This is a genomic window from Domibacillus sp. (assembly GCF_031181085.1).
GTDB lineage: Bacteria > Bacillota > Bacilli > Bacillales > Domibacillaceae > Domibacillus.
The window spans coordinates 44771-59952 of the sequence record NZ_JAPSLE010000009.1 but is presented as its reverse complement, the minus strand read 5'-3'; the positions used below and the strand labels follow the sequence as shown (position 1 = coordinate 59952).

Sequence of the window (15182 nt, the reverse complement as noted above, 5' to 3'; positions counted from 1 at the left end):
AGAGCGAAGCCCAAAGCCGGCTTCGCTTTTTTGCGTTTGCGAAAATGAAATGGCCCCTTTATAATGAGTATATCGAACGTTTGTTTTTGTAGATAGGAGGAAAAGCCATGCAGGCGATCATTGCTGAAAAAGCATCACAGGCCGAGGCGCTTGCCGCTCCATTCCGCCATGCGAAAAAAGGAACACACATTGAGATTGCACCGTGTGAAACATTTCCAGATGGTGCGCTGCTCGCCTGGTGCAGCGGCCACTTGTTTGAAATTGTACCGCCGCATGAGATGGACCCTAAATTAAAGAGATGGCATCTTGAAACACTGCCAATGATTCCAGAAACCTTTAAATATAAAATCATTCCAGCTAAAACGAGCCGATTTAAAGCAGTCAAGGAAATTATTCGAAATCCGGCCGTAACCGAAATTATCTCCGCGGGGGACCCGGCACGTGAGGGAGAGCTCATTGTGCAGCTCGTTGTCCGCATGTCTGGTGTTAATAAACCGATGCGGCGCCTTTGGGTAAGCAGCTTAACACCGAGAGCCGTGGAGCAGGCTTTTGCTAATCTGCGGCCCATTGAAGAGACGATGCCGCTTTACCACGAAGCGATGGCCCGCAGCTATGCAGACTGGCTCATCGGCATGAATGCGAGCCGTGCTTATACGCTCTTAATTCAGTCTAAAACAAAAGGAGCAGGGCGGGATGTATACGCTGTCGGGCGCGTGCAGACACCTACGCTTGCTCTTGTCGTCAAGCGGGAAAAGGAGATTCTTACCTTTGTATCCAAGCCATTTTATGAAGTTGTGGCGTCTTTTAACATGGATGGAGCTTTATATGAAGGAAAATGGATAAAAGAAAAAGAAACGCGCTTTTATGAACGGGAGAATGCAGAAGCAATCCGGGACGAGTGCATGGGAAAAGAAGCGGAAGCAGTGGAAGTGAAAACGGAAAAGAAACCGGTGCCGCCGCCTGCTTTTCACAGTTTATCCACGCTGCAGGCACTTGCGAACAAGCGGTTTAATTTTTCGCCAAAGAAAACATTGGAGGTGACGCAGTCTCTTTATGAACGGTCTTACGTGACCTATCCCCGGACCGACAGCAATCATGTAAATCCAGAAGAAGCTGCGGCTTTTCGAGCTATCTTAAGGAAGTTATCCCAGCTCGAGCCGTACAAACAATGGGCCGCCGGGACAACACGTTCCATCCTATCGGATAAACGGTACGTAGACTCGAAAAAAGTAAGCGATCATTATGCCATCATTCCAACAGAAAAAGTTCCGGCTCTTCATTCATTAAGCGGTGATGAGCGAAAGATTTATGATCTGATTGCTCGTTCACTGATTGCTGCCCATTATAACCCGGCTTTGTTTGCACATTCGACTATCCGAACAGCGGTCGGGCCGCACATCTTTGTGACGAACGGAAAGCGGCTGATTGAGCCCGGGTGGCGTCCGGTTTTGTTTGAAAAGGAAAAAGAGGATGTGCTGCTGCCGAATGTGAAGGAAGGACAAAAAGGCATAGCAGAGGATGTAAAAGTCGTGGAAGGAAAAACCGTCCCGCCGAAACGGTACACAGAAGGGGAACTTATTACCGCCATGAAAAATGTCGGTTACACAGTGGAGGATAAAGAGCTTGGCAATGTATTAAAATCGGTTTCCGGCCTTGGAGAGGAAAGTACACGCTCTAATATTATCGAGCGCCTGAAGCAGCTTGACTATATGAAGATAGAAGAGCACCGCGTGGTACCGATGGCCAAGGCATTCGTCTTGATTGATGCTGTAGAAAATACGCTGCTCGCTTCACCAGAATTAACAGGCAGATGGGAGCAGCGCTTAAAAGAAATTGGCAAAGGACAAGCGCCGGCCAATGTGTTTATTGAACAGTCGAAGCGGCTCGCCCAAAAAATTGTGCAGGATGCCATAGAGCACTCTGCCGGCTGGTCATTTGATGCGCCGGCAAAGCCGGCCACACGTGACAATCAACCGCTCGGTGCATGCCCGAAATGTGGCGGCGCTGTTGTCGATAAAGGGAAATTTTTCGGCTGTTCCGCTTACCAATCATCGAAATGTGGGTTTACACTCGGCAAAAAAATGCTCGGCAAGTCAATCAGTGCAGCGAATGTAAAAAAGCTTCTCGAGAAAGGAAAAACGAACTTAATCAAGGGCTTTAAAGGAAAGCGGCCATTTGACGCTTATCTTGTTTGGAAGGATAAAAGTGAAGGCACCGTTCAATTTGAATTTAAAGCTCAAAAAAACCAGTAGTCATATATACCCAACTCCTATATGCTATCAATAAAGAAGAGCTCCAATGCCAAGGCACTTAGGAAGGCGAGTCAACATGGCACAAAAGGTTTCCTCAGATGCAAACTACATGGTTATTCTACAACAGTCGGTGTATATGGCTTTTACCATTCATTTTATGTGGGCTTTGCTTTTTATATGGCTGGAGGTGCCGTTTTTAGTAGCAGCCAATATTGCAAGCTGTCCTCTATATAGTGAATTATTTTCTTGTTAAAAACGAAGCATACCGCTTTTATTTTATTTTGTCCTTGGCGGAAATTTCCTTCCATGCCTGCCTGTCCACTTTCACTTTTGGATGGAAAGCAGGCTTTCGCTATTACGGCATTATTCCTGTGTACGGTGCTTTCTTTTTTTCCAAAAACGAGTAAAAGTTATAAGTGTACCACTGCTATACTGAGCATTTTTTTTATTGGATTGTACTTTATTAGTGATAGGACAATCATTTCTCTTTCTGCCCATATGATTGATTTCCTCTATGTGTTAAATATAGCGGCGGCTTTTCTTATTATTGCACTTCTTAGCTCATTTTTTCGAAGTTCCGTTGACCGGATGATTGATCATTTAAATGAAACAAATGAAAAACTCAACATCATGGCCAGTACAGATTCGTTAACCGGGATCGCACACTTTTTATTTCGGTTACGATCGGCCTGGCTGAATGGCGGATCGGAAAAGAAATTGAACACATGATTTATGAAGCAGATTGTGCCTTATATGAAGGGAAAAGAAGGGACGCAATTGCGTCGTTTTATATAATGATTAAACAGCGGCTCTGCATCTATAAAAAGAGCCGCTGTTTTATTATGGAAGGCGGGCAAAACGTAACCATAGCAATGAGCAAAGCCTTAAAAAAAACGTCCTTTTACAGAGCCCTGCCACTATTTTTATCGTGGTGTAAAAATCTACCCCAAACTCTTTTTCATTGTACCATCATAGTTAAAACATGCTGTTTGTACACAAGTTCTGATAAGATAAAGAAAAAAGCGCTCAGGGGGCTGGAATGAAAACAATGATCAATATAAAGGTAAACAAAAAAGCGGCAGCAAAGCTTCGTGCGGGATACCCTCTTCTTGAAAAAGAAGCGATTGAAAACCCGAAAGCACTCAAAGAAGAAGGAGATATTCTCCGTATTTTAGATGATAAAAAAAACTATATCGGTACCGGCTATTACGGCGTACAAAATAAAGGCATCGGCTGGGTCATCACCCGGGAGCCGGAAGAATATATCGATGCCGCTTTTTTCGCCCGCAAAATAGAGGCGGCTTTTCAGCACCGTAAAGAGCTGATGAAAGACCCTGATACGACGGCTTTTCGCTTGTTTAATGGTGAAGGGGACGGAATTGGCGGGTTAATTATCGATTACTATAACGGCTTTTATGTTATTCACTGGTACAGCGAGGGTATTTACTCATTCCGGAAAGACATCCTGACTGCCATGCGCGAGAAGCTCGAATTCAAAGGGATTTATGAGAAAAAGCGCTTTGACCAGAAAGGGCAGTATATTGAGGATGATGACTTTGTAGAAGGAGAGCGCGGCGAGTTTCCAATGCTGATCAAAGAAAACGGTGTGAATTTTTGTGTGGATTTAAATGACGGTGCCATGACCGGGATTTTTCTTGATCAGCGTGAAGTAAGAAATGCGATACGTACAAGGTATGCAAAAGGTGCGGAAATGCTTAATATGTTTTCCTATACAGGCGCCTTTTCTGTTTCTTCCGCGCTTGGAGGCGCTGCAAAAACAACAAGTGTGGATGTCGCCAACCGAAGCAGGGCAAAGACGATCCAGCAATTCGAAGTGAACGGAATCGATGTCTCGGAGCAGGAAATCGTCGTGGACGATGTGTTTCAATATTTTAAATACGCTGCCAGAAAGAAGCGGACCTTTGATCTTGTTGTTGTCGACCCGCCCAGTTTTGCGAAAACAAAAAAACGGACCTTCAGCGCAGCAAAAGATTACACAAAGCTGCTTGAAGAAACGATTCAGTTAACGAAGCATAAAGGTATCATTGTCGCTTCTACAAACAGCAGCGCTGTGGATGTAAAAACATTTAAGAAGTTTATTAAAGAAGCCTGCAAGGAGCAGGGAGCGGCTTATGAGATTGTCGAGCAATACGGGCTGCCAGAAGATTTTCGAACCATAGAGGCTTTTCCTGAAGGCCATTATTTAAAAGTGATGTTTGTAAAAATTAAAAAGAAATAAAAAAACGGCTTCTGCACAAGGAAGCCGTTTCAGACTGCAGACAAGTTATATTGATGACCATGCACATGAATGAGATGATCGGCGGAGTCCAGGCAGCTCCGCTTTCCATAGGGCAGGCGCTGAGCCCATAGGGGTCTGCGCTGATCTCCCGCCGCCAAGTGTCTTGCGACAAGATTGTATAGAGCGGATAAGGTCGTACCTTTCTATTTAAAAAAGAGAAAATGTCTATTCGGTCCTTGCTTATGGATCTTCCACACCACTTATCGGCTCTTTTTTAAAAGCGAAAGACTCTGTCTATACATTGAAACGGCTTCCGCACAAGGAAGCCGTTTTTTTATAAGGAAAACCGATTTAACATAGAGAGAGCTCTGGCAGTGCATCGCTCAAAACTAGCGCTTCTTCTTTCATTTAACATAAGATAAAGAGGATGATATAAAAAGGAGAGATCAGCATGAATCAAAAGCCGGTCATTTTTGCCCATCGCGGTGCAAGCGGAACATACCCCGAAAATACGATGGCCGCTTTCCGGGCAGCTGCTCAAAAAGGGGCAGACGGCATTGAACTCGATGTACAAATGACAAGGGATGGAGAGCTTGTCATTATTCATGATGAAACCGTTAATCGGACAACAAACGGCAGGGGAGCCATTGGGCGAATGACGCTGGATGAATTGGCACAGCTTGATGCAGGAAGCTGGTTCAGCCCTTCCTGCTCAGGTGAAAAAATCCCAACGCTCGATGAATTTTTTAAGTGGGCGGCAGGAAATAAGCTGCAAATCAATATTGAACTTAAAACCAATAAAGTACCTTACCACGGAATCGAAAAACAAGTGCTGGATTTGATTGACGCTTACCAGATGCGGGAGAGAATCATTATTTCTTCGTTTAACTTCGACAGTATTAAGCGGGTGATTGAGCTGGACCCGTACATAGCAGTTGCGGGACTTGTTTGGAAAATACGCCGTGATGCATTGGCAAGAGCGAAAGAGCTTGGTTTGAGGGCCCTTCATACACAGTCATCCTATGCGCTTAGCGGCTATGGAAGGGAAGCTGTTGACAGCGGCATGCTTCTTCGTCTCTATACAATTAACCATCCGAAAGAGTGGGAGCGGATACGGAGCAGCGGTGTGCCGGTAGCAGCGCTTATTACCGATTTTCCTGAACGGTTTCGTTAACGCTTTGAGCGGCTGATCGTTGTAAGTTTAATACCGCATCCGCATAAAGTACTGTGCTTTAGCTTTTTCATAGCCATTTGGCAGTCAGGACAAATTTGGGCTTTTTTCAACGAATGTTCACTCCTTTTCAAAGTAAAAGAGGTATCCGCAAACGGGCGGAATACCTCTTTTTTTATTTACTGAGCTGGAACGACCAGGCCAAGCCCTTCTGCAATGCGTGTGCCGTATTCCGGATCTGCTTTATAGAAATGGGCGATCTGGCGGAGCTTAATGTCTTCACGCTCTACCGGTTTCATCGCACCAACGATGTTGTTAACAAGGCGTGTGCGCTCATCTTCAGACAATAAACGGTACAAGTCGCCTGCTTGTGTGTAATGGTCATCATGGCTGTAGCTATGCTGACCTGCAAAGCCTTGCACCTCAAATGGTGTCAGCTTCGCTTCCGGTGTTTCGGACGGGCCACCAAAGCTGTTTGGCTCATAATAAACGGCCTTGCCGCCATTGCCGTCGAAGCGCATTTGGCCGTCGCGCTGATAGTTGTGGTACGGGCATTTTGGCGAGTTGATTGGCAGTGTATTATGGTTAGCGCCAACACGGTAGCGGTGCGCATCTGCATAAGCGAACAAGCGGCCTTGAAGCATTTTGTCTGGTGACGGCTCAATGCCTGGAACAAGAGTACCTGGTGAGAATGTAGCCTGCTCAACTTCCGCAAAATAGTTTTCTGGATTGCGGTCCAGTGTCATTTTACCAACTTCGATTAACGGATAGTCTTTTTGTGACCATACTTTTGTGACATCAAATGGATCCCATTTGTACGTATTGGCGTCTTCGTATGGCATAATTTGCACATACAGCGTCCATGATGGGAAATCACCGTTTTCAATAGCGTTAAATAAGTCTTCTGTATGATAATCCGGATTTTCACCAGCTAGTTTTGCGGCAACATCCACATCTAGATTTTTTACACCTTGGTCTGTTTTAAAGTGGTATTTCACCCAGACAGCTTGTCCTTCAGCATTTACCCATTTAAAGGTGTGGCTGCCGAATCCGTGCATATGACGGAGCGTTGCCGGGATACCGCGGTCAGACATTAAAATCGTAACCTGATGAAGTGATTCAGGTGATAAAGACCAGAAATCCCAAACGGCTGTAGGATTTTTCAAGTGCGTTTGCGGATGGCGTTTTTGTGTATGGATAAAGTCAGGGAATTTAATCGCGTCGCGAATGAAAAACACAGGTGTGTTGTTTCCGACAATATCATAGTTGCCTTCTTCTGTATAAAACTTAACTGCAAAGCCGCGTGGATCCCGAACTGTATCAGCTGATCCAAGCTCACCAGCAACGGTTGAGAAGCGGATAAACATCGGCGTACGTTTGCCTGCTTCGGATAAAAAGTCTGCTTTTGTATATTTTGAGATTTCATCATTTGTTACTTCAAAGTAGCCGTGTGCACCAGCGCCTTTTGCGTGAACAACGCGCTCAGGTACGCGTTCGCGGTTGAAGTGAGCTAGTTTTTCAAGCAAATGAACATCTTGAATTAAAGTAGGACCGCGATCTCCCGCTGTTTGTGAGTTTTGATTATCTCCAACAGGAGCACCCCAGCTGGTTGTTAAACGATTGCTTTTTTCGATCAAAGAAATCACCTCATCAGTTATTGTTTGTTATAAGTAAATGATAACACTTCTCAAACGAAAGTCAATATCTATTTATAATTATTATTAATAAAAATCTTTTCTAATATGATAATGTATGAAATCAAGATCGTCTATAGAATCATTTTTTAAAATCATAAAGGCGTAATATCCTTTTTTATGAAAAATCTATCGTTGAAAGCGCTGTCGAAAACAGTGTATACTTTTAGCAAATGAAGAAAGAGGGGAATCGAATGACAACCATTCATATTTTCGACCCGGCCATGTGCTGTTCTGGCACATGCGGTCCACGCGTAGACCCTGAGCTCGCCCGTGTGGCCGCTTCCGTTCATATGTGGCAGGAAAGAGGAGCCCATATTAAACGCTTTAACTTAGCGGACCATTCAGAGGCTTTTTTAGAAAATGAAACGGTACATACACTTATGCAAGAAAAAGGACCGGGAATTTTGCCTATTATTTTTCTGAACGGAGAAGTAGTGAAAGAACGCATGTATCCTACGGATGCTGAATTTGCAGAATGGCTGGGTGCAAAAGCGGGCAGTTTACAGAAGTAAAACGGATAAGCTGAAAAAGGAGGCAGCTGAATGCTGTCTCCTTTTCTATGCCTATTTTTCAGGACAGCCGTTATGAAGAAGTCCATTCGCCTCCATTAACGTGAACAGTCTGCCCGGTCATATAACGTGAATCGTCAGAAGCAAGATATACGTAAGCAGGGGCCAGTTCGAACGGCTGCCCTTGGCGGTCCATCAGGTTATCAACGAGCGGAACTTGGTCTGCTGAAAAGCTTGACGGAATAAGAGGAGTCCACACACGGCCGGGTGCCACGGCGTTTACGCGGATTCCCTGTCCGATCAGGCTATGGGCTAAAGCCCTTGTGAAGCCGATATTCGCTGCTTTGGTGGACGTATAATCAATTAATTCCTTATGGCCCCGGTAAGCCGTAACGGAAGAAGTGTTAATAATAGAACTGCCTGCTTTCAAATGGGGAAGAGCGGCCCGCGTTGTGTAAAAGTGAGAATAAATATTAATTTTAAAGGTGAGATCAAATTGTTCGTCTGTAATGTCAAGCAGGCTGAGCTGTTGAAATTGGATGCCGACGTGATTGCACAGCACATCAAGACTGCCAAATGTTTTTACGGTGTTTTCCACAATGGCAGCACATTGCTCTTTTTTTCCGAGATCACCCGGCAGCAGTAAACAAGACTGTCCGAGTTCTTCGATTCTATTTTGGGTCCGCTTGGCATCCTCATGCTCATCTAAATAAGAAATCGCCACATTGGCTCCTTCTTTGGCAAAAGCAATGGCCACGGCGGCTCCAATGCCACTGTCTCCTCCTGTGATCAGGGCCGTTTTTCCTTTCAGCTTCCCGCTTCCTTTTTCATTCGGATTTTCTACAATTGGGCGGGGCACCATCCACTTTTCCAATCCGGGCTGCCGCAGCTGACGCTGTTCTGGAACTGTAAGCGAAACATCTTCATATTGTGTTATTTTTCCGTAGTTGGGGTAAAGAGGATACGAATGTGGAGAACCGTTTTGGTTCTTATCTGTTTTATCATTCAAAATGGAAAGACCCTCCTCATTTGAAAATGACCTATCACACTCTATGTAAGATAGGCGTTTGTGGTGAATGTTTTGAAACGAAGCGAAGCAGAGTCCATTTAAATGACAGCTGAATAAAGTAAGAAGAAAAGAGACAGAAGGGAGGTAGCTGCACGTGCAGGCTTATGAAGTGCATGGCCAGGTCAGGCTGCTGCTTGTTCAACAGTCTAATGAAAAAGAACGAATTACGTATACGGCAGATGGTGCAAGCATTCAAGTACCGAAAATAGGCGCAAGACCCCCTTATTACTGCAATCCGCGTTATGGATGGGTATACCCAGTGATTTAAAAGGCTGCTTCTGTTTTTTTATAGTTTGTTTGGGCAGAGGAATACTAACAGGCGTACCATTTACACAAAAAAGGAGGATGGCAGATGGAGCAGCAGATGACATATGGCAGTGATTACAAATTTATTCCCGCCACTTCAGTGAAAAGCGGCGATTCCGTTGAAGTCGCGCCGGGTATTATCTGCCACACGATTCAAATCGTCAATATTTGCCTGACTGGAGATCCAAACACTGGAGACTTCGTTTTAGTAGATGCAGGAATGCCCGGCTCTGCCGAGGACATTATTTCCGTATCAGAAAAGTATTTTGGTGCTGGTAGCCGTCCGAAAGCAATCATTTTAACACACGGCCATTTTGATCACGTGGGAGCTGTCATTGAATTAGTAAAGCATTGGCAGGTACCGGTTTATGCACACGAACTGGAGCTGCCGCATTTAACGGGCCAAGAGCCATACCCGAAGCCGGATGCGACGGTAGAGGGAGGCATGGTGGCGAAGATGTCGCCGCTGTTTCCGCGTGAGCCGATTAACCTGGGGGGGAATGTAGAAATGCTTTCATCTGATGGGAAAGTCCCGCACTTGCCGGATTTTCGCTGGATTCATACGCCGGGACATTCACCGGGGCACATATCGCTGTTCCGCGACAAGGATCGCCTTTTACTGGCGGGTGATGCATTTGTAACCGTTAAGCAGGATTCTTTTTACAAAGTGGTGACGCAAAAGGAAGAGTTAAAGGGTCCTCCCCGGTACTTGACGACCGATTGGGAAGCTGCAAAAAATTCTGTAGCGGCATTGGAGAAGCTAAAGCCGGCTGTCACAATAACGGGCCATGGGCGCCCGATGAGCGGCAGCGAATTATCAAATGGATTAGCTATGCTCGTTCAAGAATTCGACAGAGTGGCAGTTCCCGATTATGGAAAATATGTAGGTGAAGAAAAATAACTATACGTAAAAAATGGTCTCTTTTGGAAAGAGACCATTTTTTATAGAAAAGCGTCCAAAAGTATGCCGCCCAGTGCGCCGATTATGACAACCATCCAGGCAGGGAGCTTCCAATGTGCCAGCAGGCTGAATAATACGGCAGCTAAAACAAAATCAAGGGGCCGATTGATGCTGCTCGTCCAAATGGGCATGTAAAATGCAGCAATCAATAAACCGATAACCGCAGCGTTTACACCCATCAGTGCGCCTTGAACAGCCGGCTTGCGGCGAAGTTCATCCCAAAAAGGGAGGATACCGAAAACGAGCAGAAACGCTGGCAGGAAGATGGCAGCCGTCGCGAGCAGCCCGCCTTTCCAGCCATCAATCACGGCACCAATATAAGCGGCGAATGTAAAAAGCGGCCCTGGTACAGCTTGAGCAGCTCCATAGCCGGCTAAAAACTGTTCTGCTGTCAGCCAGCCCGCTGGAACAAATTCTCTTTCCAAAAGAGGCAGAACAACATGCCCGCCGCCGAACACAAGTGCACCACTACGGTAAAAGCTGTCAAACAGTGCCAGCCAGTTCAGCCCTGTCGCCTGGCGAAGTAAAGGAAGGCAGAAGAGCAGAACGAAGAAAAGCACGAGACAAGCGATACCAAATGCCCGGGAAATTGGGAAAATAAAAGGACGGTCCGTATTTGAATCATGCTTTGGATAAAGAAAAAAGCCGATTAAAGCAGCCGCTGCAATAATGAGTACCTGGACAAACACAGCCTGCCAGAGCAAAACGACTGCCAGTGCAGTGAGCACAATGGCTTTCCGCTTAAGATCCGGGGCTAATTTTTCCGCCATTCCTAAAATGGCATGAGCCACAACCGCTACAGCCACAAGCTTCAATCCGTGAATCCAGCCGGCTTCTGCTATGTTTCCTCCTTGCAAAAGAAGGGCAAACAAAATGAGGACTATAACAGAAGGAAGCGTAAAGCCGAGAAAAGCCAGCAAGCCGCCGATTACACCGCCTCGTGCGGCACCAATGCCAATGCCGACCTGGCTGCTTGCGGGACCGGGAATAAATTGACAGAGAGCGACCAAGTCAGCATAGCTCTGTTCATCTATCCATTTTCGTCTGCGTACATATTCTTCGTGAAAATATCCTAAGTGGGCTGTGGGGCCGCCGAAAGAAGTCAGCCCAAGCCGGGTTGATACAACTAAAATTTCCCATAGTGTCCTGGCATTTCTTTTCTTCATCGTTTACTCCTTTAATTTTAAAAACGTTTTATTTAAGGTAGCACGGCTGTTTCATTCCTTCAAGAAGTAGGAGGGAACCTTTACAAAACATTAAAGATAAACGGTTTTGCGGATGAAAATAAAGAGAAAAAAGAGAAGGTGTTGTGCAGATGGTTTAGTTTTTCTGCGTCATTTAATCAGAATTTTATTGTTATTTTAATATATTGAATACAACATAAAAACCATTCTACATGTAGAATGGTTTTTTATTGTATAAACAAACAGCTATTTATTTAATAAGACGTGAGCGACGCAGAATAGGGTAAATGACAACACCTAGAAGGAACAGTCCGATTCCAAGAGTAAAGGTCACCCGGTCCGCGGTTCCTGATTTAATAACCCAAAGAGAGTACACAAGCGCAATGGTGGCAATGATCCCGTGACGGATGCGCGCTTTGTCGCCTGCTTCGTACGTTTCGCCTTTTAAAGTAAGCTTTAACAGATACAGAGATGAAACCAGGTACGGAATCAAGTAAGCAAGCGTAGCGGACGTTGTTAAAAACGTGAATGCTTCGCTGATTGTTCCAGAAATCGTCGAGAAAATAAAAACCTGTGACATCGCATTTGTGATGGCTAATGAGCGAGACGGGCTGCCTTTTTTATTCACTTTCGCAAAGAAAGCCGGGAAATTGCCTTCTTTCGCTGCAGTGTATGGCACCTCAGAGGCAAGCAGAATCCAGCCAATTGTGGAACCGGACAACGAAATCACCGCAAGCAGGGCCATCACGGTTGCTCCTGTATCGCCGATCAAAACAGAAAGAGCATCGACAAATGGCTTATCAGATGATCTTAACACATCTTGCGGCAATACTCCCATCGTAATCAGAGTCAGTAAGATGTAAATGGCAAGAGCAATAAGCAGGCCAAGAACCGTTGCACGTCCAACATCACGCTGGGATTTCGCCCGGCCGGACAAGATAACAGCTGACTCGATTCCAACAAATGCCCAAAGCGTAGAAATAGCTGCGATGTTTACTTGACTGAACAAGCCATGTGTCTGGCCTTCATTGTCTGTAATCGGTGTATACATCTCGCCAAAATTCGATACTTGAAAAGCGAACAGAGCAGCTGTGATAAACAGCAGAAACCCGATCACTTTTGAAGCAGTAGCGACAAAGTTTAACTTACCGGCAGTTTGCATGCTTGTGATCAAAATAAAATGTGTTCCCCAAAGCAGTAAGCTGCAAATGACAAATGTAATCGTCTGCCCTACAGAAACTTGCTGAGAGCCAATTGTGAAAAGAAGATGTTCACTTCTCATAACCGGAAAAAACGTTGATAGGTAGCCTGCAAAACTTGTAATGATCGCGACATTGCTGATCCAGTTGGCGACCCAATAGCCCCATACCATCGAAAAGCCGGCAGTTTTTCCGTGCTTTGGTGAGTCAAACAACGACCGCGCATAGCTTTGCGGGCCGCCTGTTAATTCAGGCTTGCGAATTGACAATGTGCCAAACACGAGAGCAATCATTAAAACACCGAAACCAGTCAGAAGCCAGGCAATCGTTACACCAAGCGGGCTTGCTATCTGGGCCAGCGTGCTCGGCAGCATAAAAATACCGGAACCGACCATGTTTCCGACGACAATAGCCGTCAGAAGCCATAATCCCCATTTTTTATCCATTCCATGTTCCTCCTAAATAAAAAACACAAATGCATGGGACATTTGTGTTTTATCGTTATAACCCTCATTTTCTATCTCTTTATAGTTCTCCACGGAATCAATCCGTGACAGTTTTGCACCTATTCGATACAAACCCAGCCTGAAGCATAAAATGGATGCTTCAAACTTCGGCGACCCTTCCTTTCACATACCTTCACCAGCCCCATTAGACTTCCGATATGCTACTTTTAATAATCGCAACCTCTACCTCATTGAGACAGCCATGAGGATTTTGTATTCAATTTTTACAAACTAGAGGATAACAAATAATATTTAGTTATGTCAATATAGTAAAAAAATATCTGCTTCACGTTAAAATATTTTTCACATTATTGCTATAATAAAAGGAACAGAACGTACGGAAGGTGCAGAAAACATGACAAACAAAAAACCAACACAATCGAAGCATTTAGCCAGTGCATCACTTGCTGTGATGGGCGGTGGTTTTATTGCAACTATTCCTTTTCAAGAAACAGCCTGGAGTGCTATTTTGCATGGCGGATTTGAAGCGGGCCTTGTTGGCGGTCTTGCTGACTGGTTTGCCGTAACGGCGCTGTTTCGTCATCCAATGGGTATTCCTATTCCGCATACAGCTCTTCTGCCAAAAAACCGCAAAAAAATTGTAGCGGCGCTCGTAAATACACTGGAAACCGATTGGCTTTCTAAAGAAAGCATTCAAAGTAAGCTGCAAAATGTGCATATTATTCAAAAAATGATACCGGTTATCCAAAAAGAAGTCTCGTCAGAAGCGGTAAAAAAAGAAATCAATGGGCTCCTTAATCAAATGGTCCGCTCGATCGATGTGGCAAAAATAGCGCCTCTAATCGAAAAAGAACTGAAAAAGGCATTGCGTTCTATTGATACCGGGCACGTGATTGAAATGGCCGTAGAGAAGCTGATTCATCATCAATACGATGAAAAAGCGCTTGATTATATGCTTGATCGCATGGAGCAGTGGCTCAATAAGAATGAAACGAGCCGACAACTCGGCCGAACAGCTTTAAGAGCCATCGAAGGCTTGGAGCTGGATGGATTTATGCAGTTTGCCCTAAAATCGTTCCAGCAGATGTTAAGCGAAGAAAAGCTGGGAAGCCTTCTGCAAAACCTGCTGCGGAATGCACTCATTAATATAAAGAAGCCGGAGGATATGAACCGGCAGACGCTTTTGTTAAAGGTGAAGGAAGAAATGCGGGGAATTACAGAACGGAAAGAATGGATGGAGGTTATAGAGGCCCGGAAAGAAGCAGCGATTCATGACTGGGAGCTTTCCGGGAAAATCGAGGAGATCTTAGCGTCCATTCAGCAAAAAGCTTCTGCTTTTATCGAAAGCGGTGAATGCATGGAGAACTATATTCTTCCTTTTGTAAACCGGACGATTCGAAGCGTGCAGGATAATCCGGATAAAATAAACCGGCTGGAAGCGTGGGCTCAGCATCAAATAGGTGTGCTGGTTGAAGAAAACCATTCAAAAATCGGCAAGCTGGTAGAAGAAAATCTAAACAAGCTTGATAATGAAACACTCGTCCAGATGATGGAAAACCATATTGGCAAAGATCTGCAATGGATTCGAGTGAATGGGGCTGTCTGCGGCTTTTTTATCGGTCTTGTGCTGGCCGGTATTCAGATTCTCGTGTAATCTATAATTTCTTCTTTACAGATGTTTACGATTCAACGTATGATGAAAAACGGTTGATTTTGACAAATGGGAGGAAGAGGCAGTGGCAGGACAGAAAAAAAAGCTTGAAGCCGAGCTGGGTGAAGCACTTATTAAGCTGCAGCGCGAATTGATTGGGCGGGGACCGCAGGAAACGAAAATCTATATCGTTCAGGATATGGTGATCGCCCGTTTCAAAGGCGTGATGACGGTAGAAGAAAAGCACTTGGCCGGCCACGAGGATGGACGGAAGCTCGTAAAGGAAATGCGCCAGGTGCTGCGGGAAATGTACAGCAGTCAATTCGAGGAAATCGTCGAAAAGTATACAGGCTGTAAAGTGCTCTCAAGCCATAGTGATATGAGTACCAAAACAGGGGAACGCATTGAAATATTTGTGATCGACCGCAATTTGGAAAAAGAAGTGACTGCTGACTAAAATTCTATTGACTTTAAAAA

At 45.0% G+C, this 15182-nt stretch carries 12 protein-coding genes and 1 riboswitch; of the genes, 8 read left to right on the top strand and 4 right to left on the bottom strand.

What is annotated here, in order from left to right; all coding sequences use genetic code 11:
- Nucleotides 1-107 precede the first annotated feature (107 nt).
- The 3 genes from RIN81_RS13400 (at nt 108) to RIN81_RS13390 (ending at nt 5665) form a co-directional block, all read left to right on the top strand.
- Entirely contained in the window at nt 108-2252 is a 2145-nt protein-coding gene (locus RIN81_RS13400; protein ID WP_309090966.1) for a type IA DNA topoisomerase, read from the top strand.
- Between the two features lie 1039 nt (nt 2253-3291).
- Entirely contained in the window at nt 3292-4491 is a 1200-nt protein-coding gene (locus RIN81_RS13395) for a class I SAM-dependent rRNA methyltransferase (protein ID WP_309090963.1), read from the top strand.
- Between the two features lie 451 nt (nt 4492-4942).
- Complete coding sequence (locus RIN81_RS13390; RefSeq protein WP_309090961.1) at nt 4943-5665, top strand: glycerophosphodiester phosphodiesterase; 723 nt, start codon at nt 4943-4945, stop codon at nt 5663-5665.
- A 176-nt stretch (nt 5666-5841) separates the two neighbouring features.
- On the opposite strand, the gene katA is transcribed toward RIN81_RS13390, so the two are convergent.
- Nucleotides 5842-7296, bottom strand: a complete 1455-nt coding sequence (gene katA, locus RIN81_RS13385; protein WP_309091067.1) for a catalase KatA — start codon at nt 7294-7296, stop codon at nt 5842-5844.
- A gap of 254 nt (nt 7297-7550) precedes the next feature.
- On the opposite strand from katA, the gene arsD reads away from it, so the two are divergent.
- Entirely contained in the window at nt 7551-7871 is a 321-nt protein-coding gene (gene arsD / locus RIN81_RS13380; RefSeq protein WP_309090959.1) for an arsenite efflux transporter metallochaperone ArsD, read from the top strand.
- 70 nt (nt 7872-7941) lie between these two features.
- On the opposite strand, the gene RIN81_RS13375 is transcribed toward arsD, so the two are convergent.
- Nucleotides 7942-8877 carry an SDR family oxidoreductase gene (locus tag RIN81_RS13375; protein ID WP_309090957.1) on the bottom strand — a complete coding sequence of 312 codons (936 nt, stop codon included), beginning with the start codon at nt 8875-8877 and terminating at the stop codon, nt 7942-7944.
- A gap of 154 nt (nt 8878-9031) precedes the next feature.
- Between RIN81_RS13375 and RIN81_RS13370 the strand changes: the two genes are divergently transcribed.
- Both RIN81_RS13370 and RIN81_RS13365 read left to right on the top strand, forming a co-directional pair.
- Complete coding sequence (locus RIN81_RS13370; protein WP_309090955.1) at nt 9032-9205, top strand: hypothetical protein; 174 nt, start codon at nt 9032-9034, stop codon at nt 9203-9205.
- Between the two features lie 84 nt (nt 9206-9289).
- Entirely contained in the window at nt 9290-10144 is an 855-nt protein-coding gene (locus RIN81_RS13365; protein WP_309090953.1) for an MBL fold metallo-hydrolase, read from the top strand.
- A 41-nt stretch (nt 10145-10185) separates the two neighbouring features.
- Here RIN81_RS13365 and chrA read toward each other — a convergent pair whose 3' ends face one another.
- Together chrA and RIN81_RS13355 are read right to left on the bottom strand one after the other, a co-directional pair.
- Nucleotides 10186-11370 carry a chromate efflux transporter gene (gene chrA, locus RIN81_RS13360; protein WP_309090951.1) on the bottom strand — a complete coding sequence of 395 codons (1185 nt, stop codon included), beginning with the start codon at nt 11368-11370 and terminating at the stop codon, nt 10186-10188.
- Nucleotides 11371-11638: 268 nt separating this feature from the next.
- The gene (locus RIN81_RS13355; protein WP_309090949.1) at nt 11639-13033 is read right to left on the bottom strand and encodes an amino acid permease; all 1395 of its coding nucleotides are present in this window, start codon (nt 13031-13033) and stop codon (nt 11639-11641) included.
- Nucleotides 13034-13107: 74 nt separating this feature from the next.
- A riboswitch (Lysine riboswitch) is annotated at nt 13108-13287 on the bottom strand.
- A 161-nt stretch (nt 13288-13448) separates the two neighbouring features.
- Here RIN81_RS13355 and RIN81_RS13350 point away from each other — a divergent pair.
- Complete coding sequence (locus RIN81_RS13350) at nt 13449-14708, top strand: DUF445 domain-containing protein (protein ID WP_309090947.1); 1260 nt, start codon at nt 13449-13451, stop codon at nt 14706-14708.
- Between the two features lie 82 nt (nt 14709-14790).
- Nucleotides 14791-15162, top strand: a complete 372-nt coding sequence (locus RIN81_RS13345) for a Na-translocating system protein MpsC family protein (protein ID WP_309090945.1) — start codon at nt 14791-14793, stop codon at nt 15160-15162.
- The last annotated feature ends 20 nt before the right edge of the window (nt 15163-15182 follow it).

Excerpts from the sequence above, each read along its gene's own strand:
- RIN81_RS13400 (WP_309090966.1), top strand. The coding sequence starts at position 108 with ATGCAGGCGATCATTGCTGAAAAAGCATCACAGGCCGAGGCGCTTGCC.
- RIN81_RS13395 (WP_309090963.1), top strand. The coding sequence starts at position 3,292 with ATGAAAACAATGATCAATATAAAGGTAAACAAAAAAGCGGCAGCAAAG.
- RIN81_RS13390 (WP_309090961.1), top strand. The coding sequence starts at position 4,943 with ATGAATCAAAAGCCGGTCATTTTTGCCCATCGCGGTGCAAGCGGAACA.
- arsD (WP_309090959.1), top strand. The coding sequence starts at position 7,551 with ATGACAACCATTCATATTTTCGACCCGGCCATGTGCTGTTCTGGCACA.
- RIN81_RS13365 (WP_309090953.1), top strand. The coding sequence starts at position 9,290 with ATGGAGCAGCAGATGACATATGGCAGTGATTACAAATTTATTCCCGCC.
- chrA (WP_309090951.1), bottom strand. The coding sequence starts at position 11,370 with ATGAAGAAAAGAAATGCCAGGACACTATGGGAAATTTTAGTTGTATCA.
- RIN81_RS13355 (WP_309090949.1), bottom strand. The coding sequence starts at position 13,033 with ATGGATAAAAAATGGGGATTATGGCTTCTGACGGCTATTGTCGTCGGA.
- RIN81_RS13350 (WP_309090947.1), top strand. The coding sequence starts at position 13,449 with ATGACAAACAAAAAACCAACACAATCGAAGCATTTAGCCAGTGCATCA.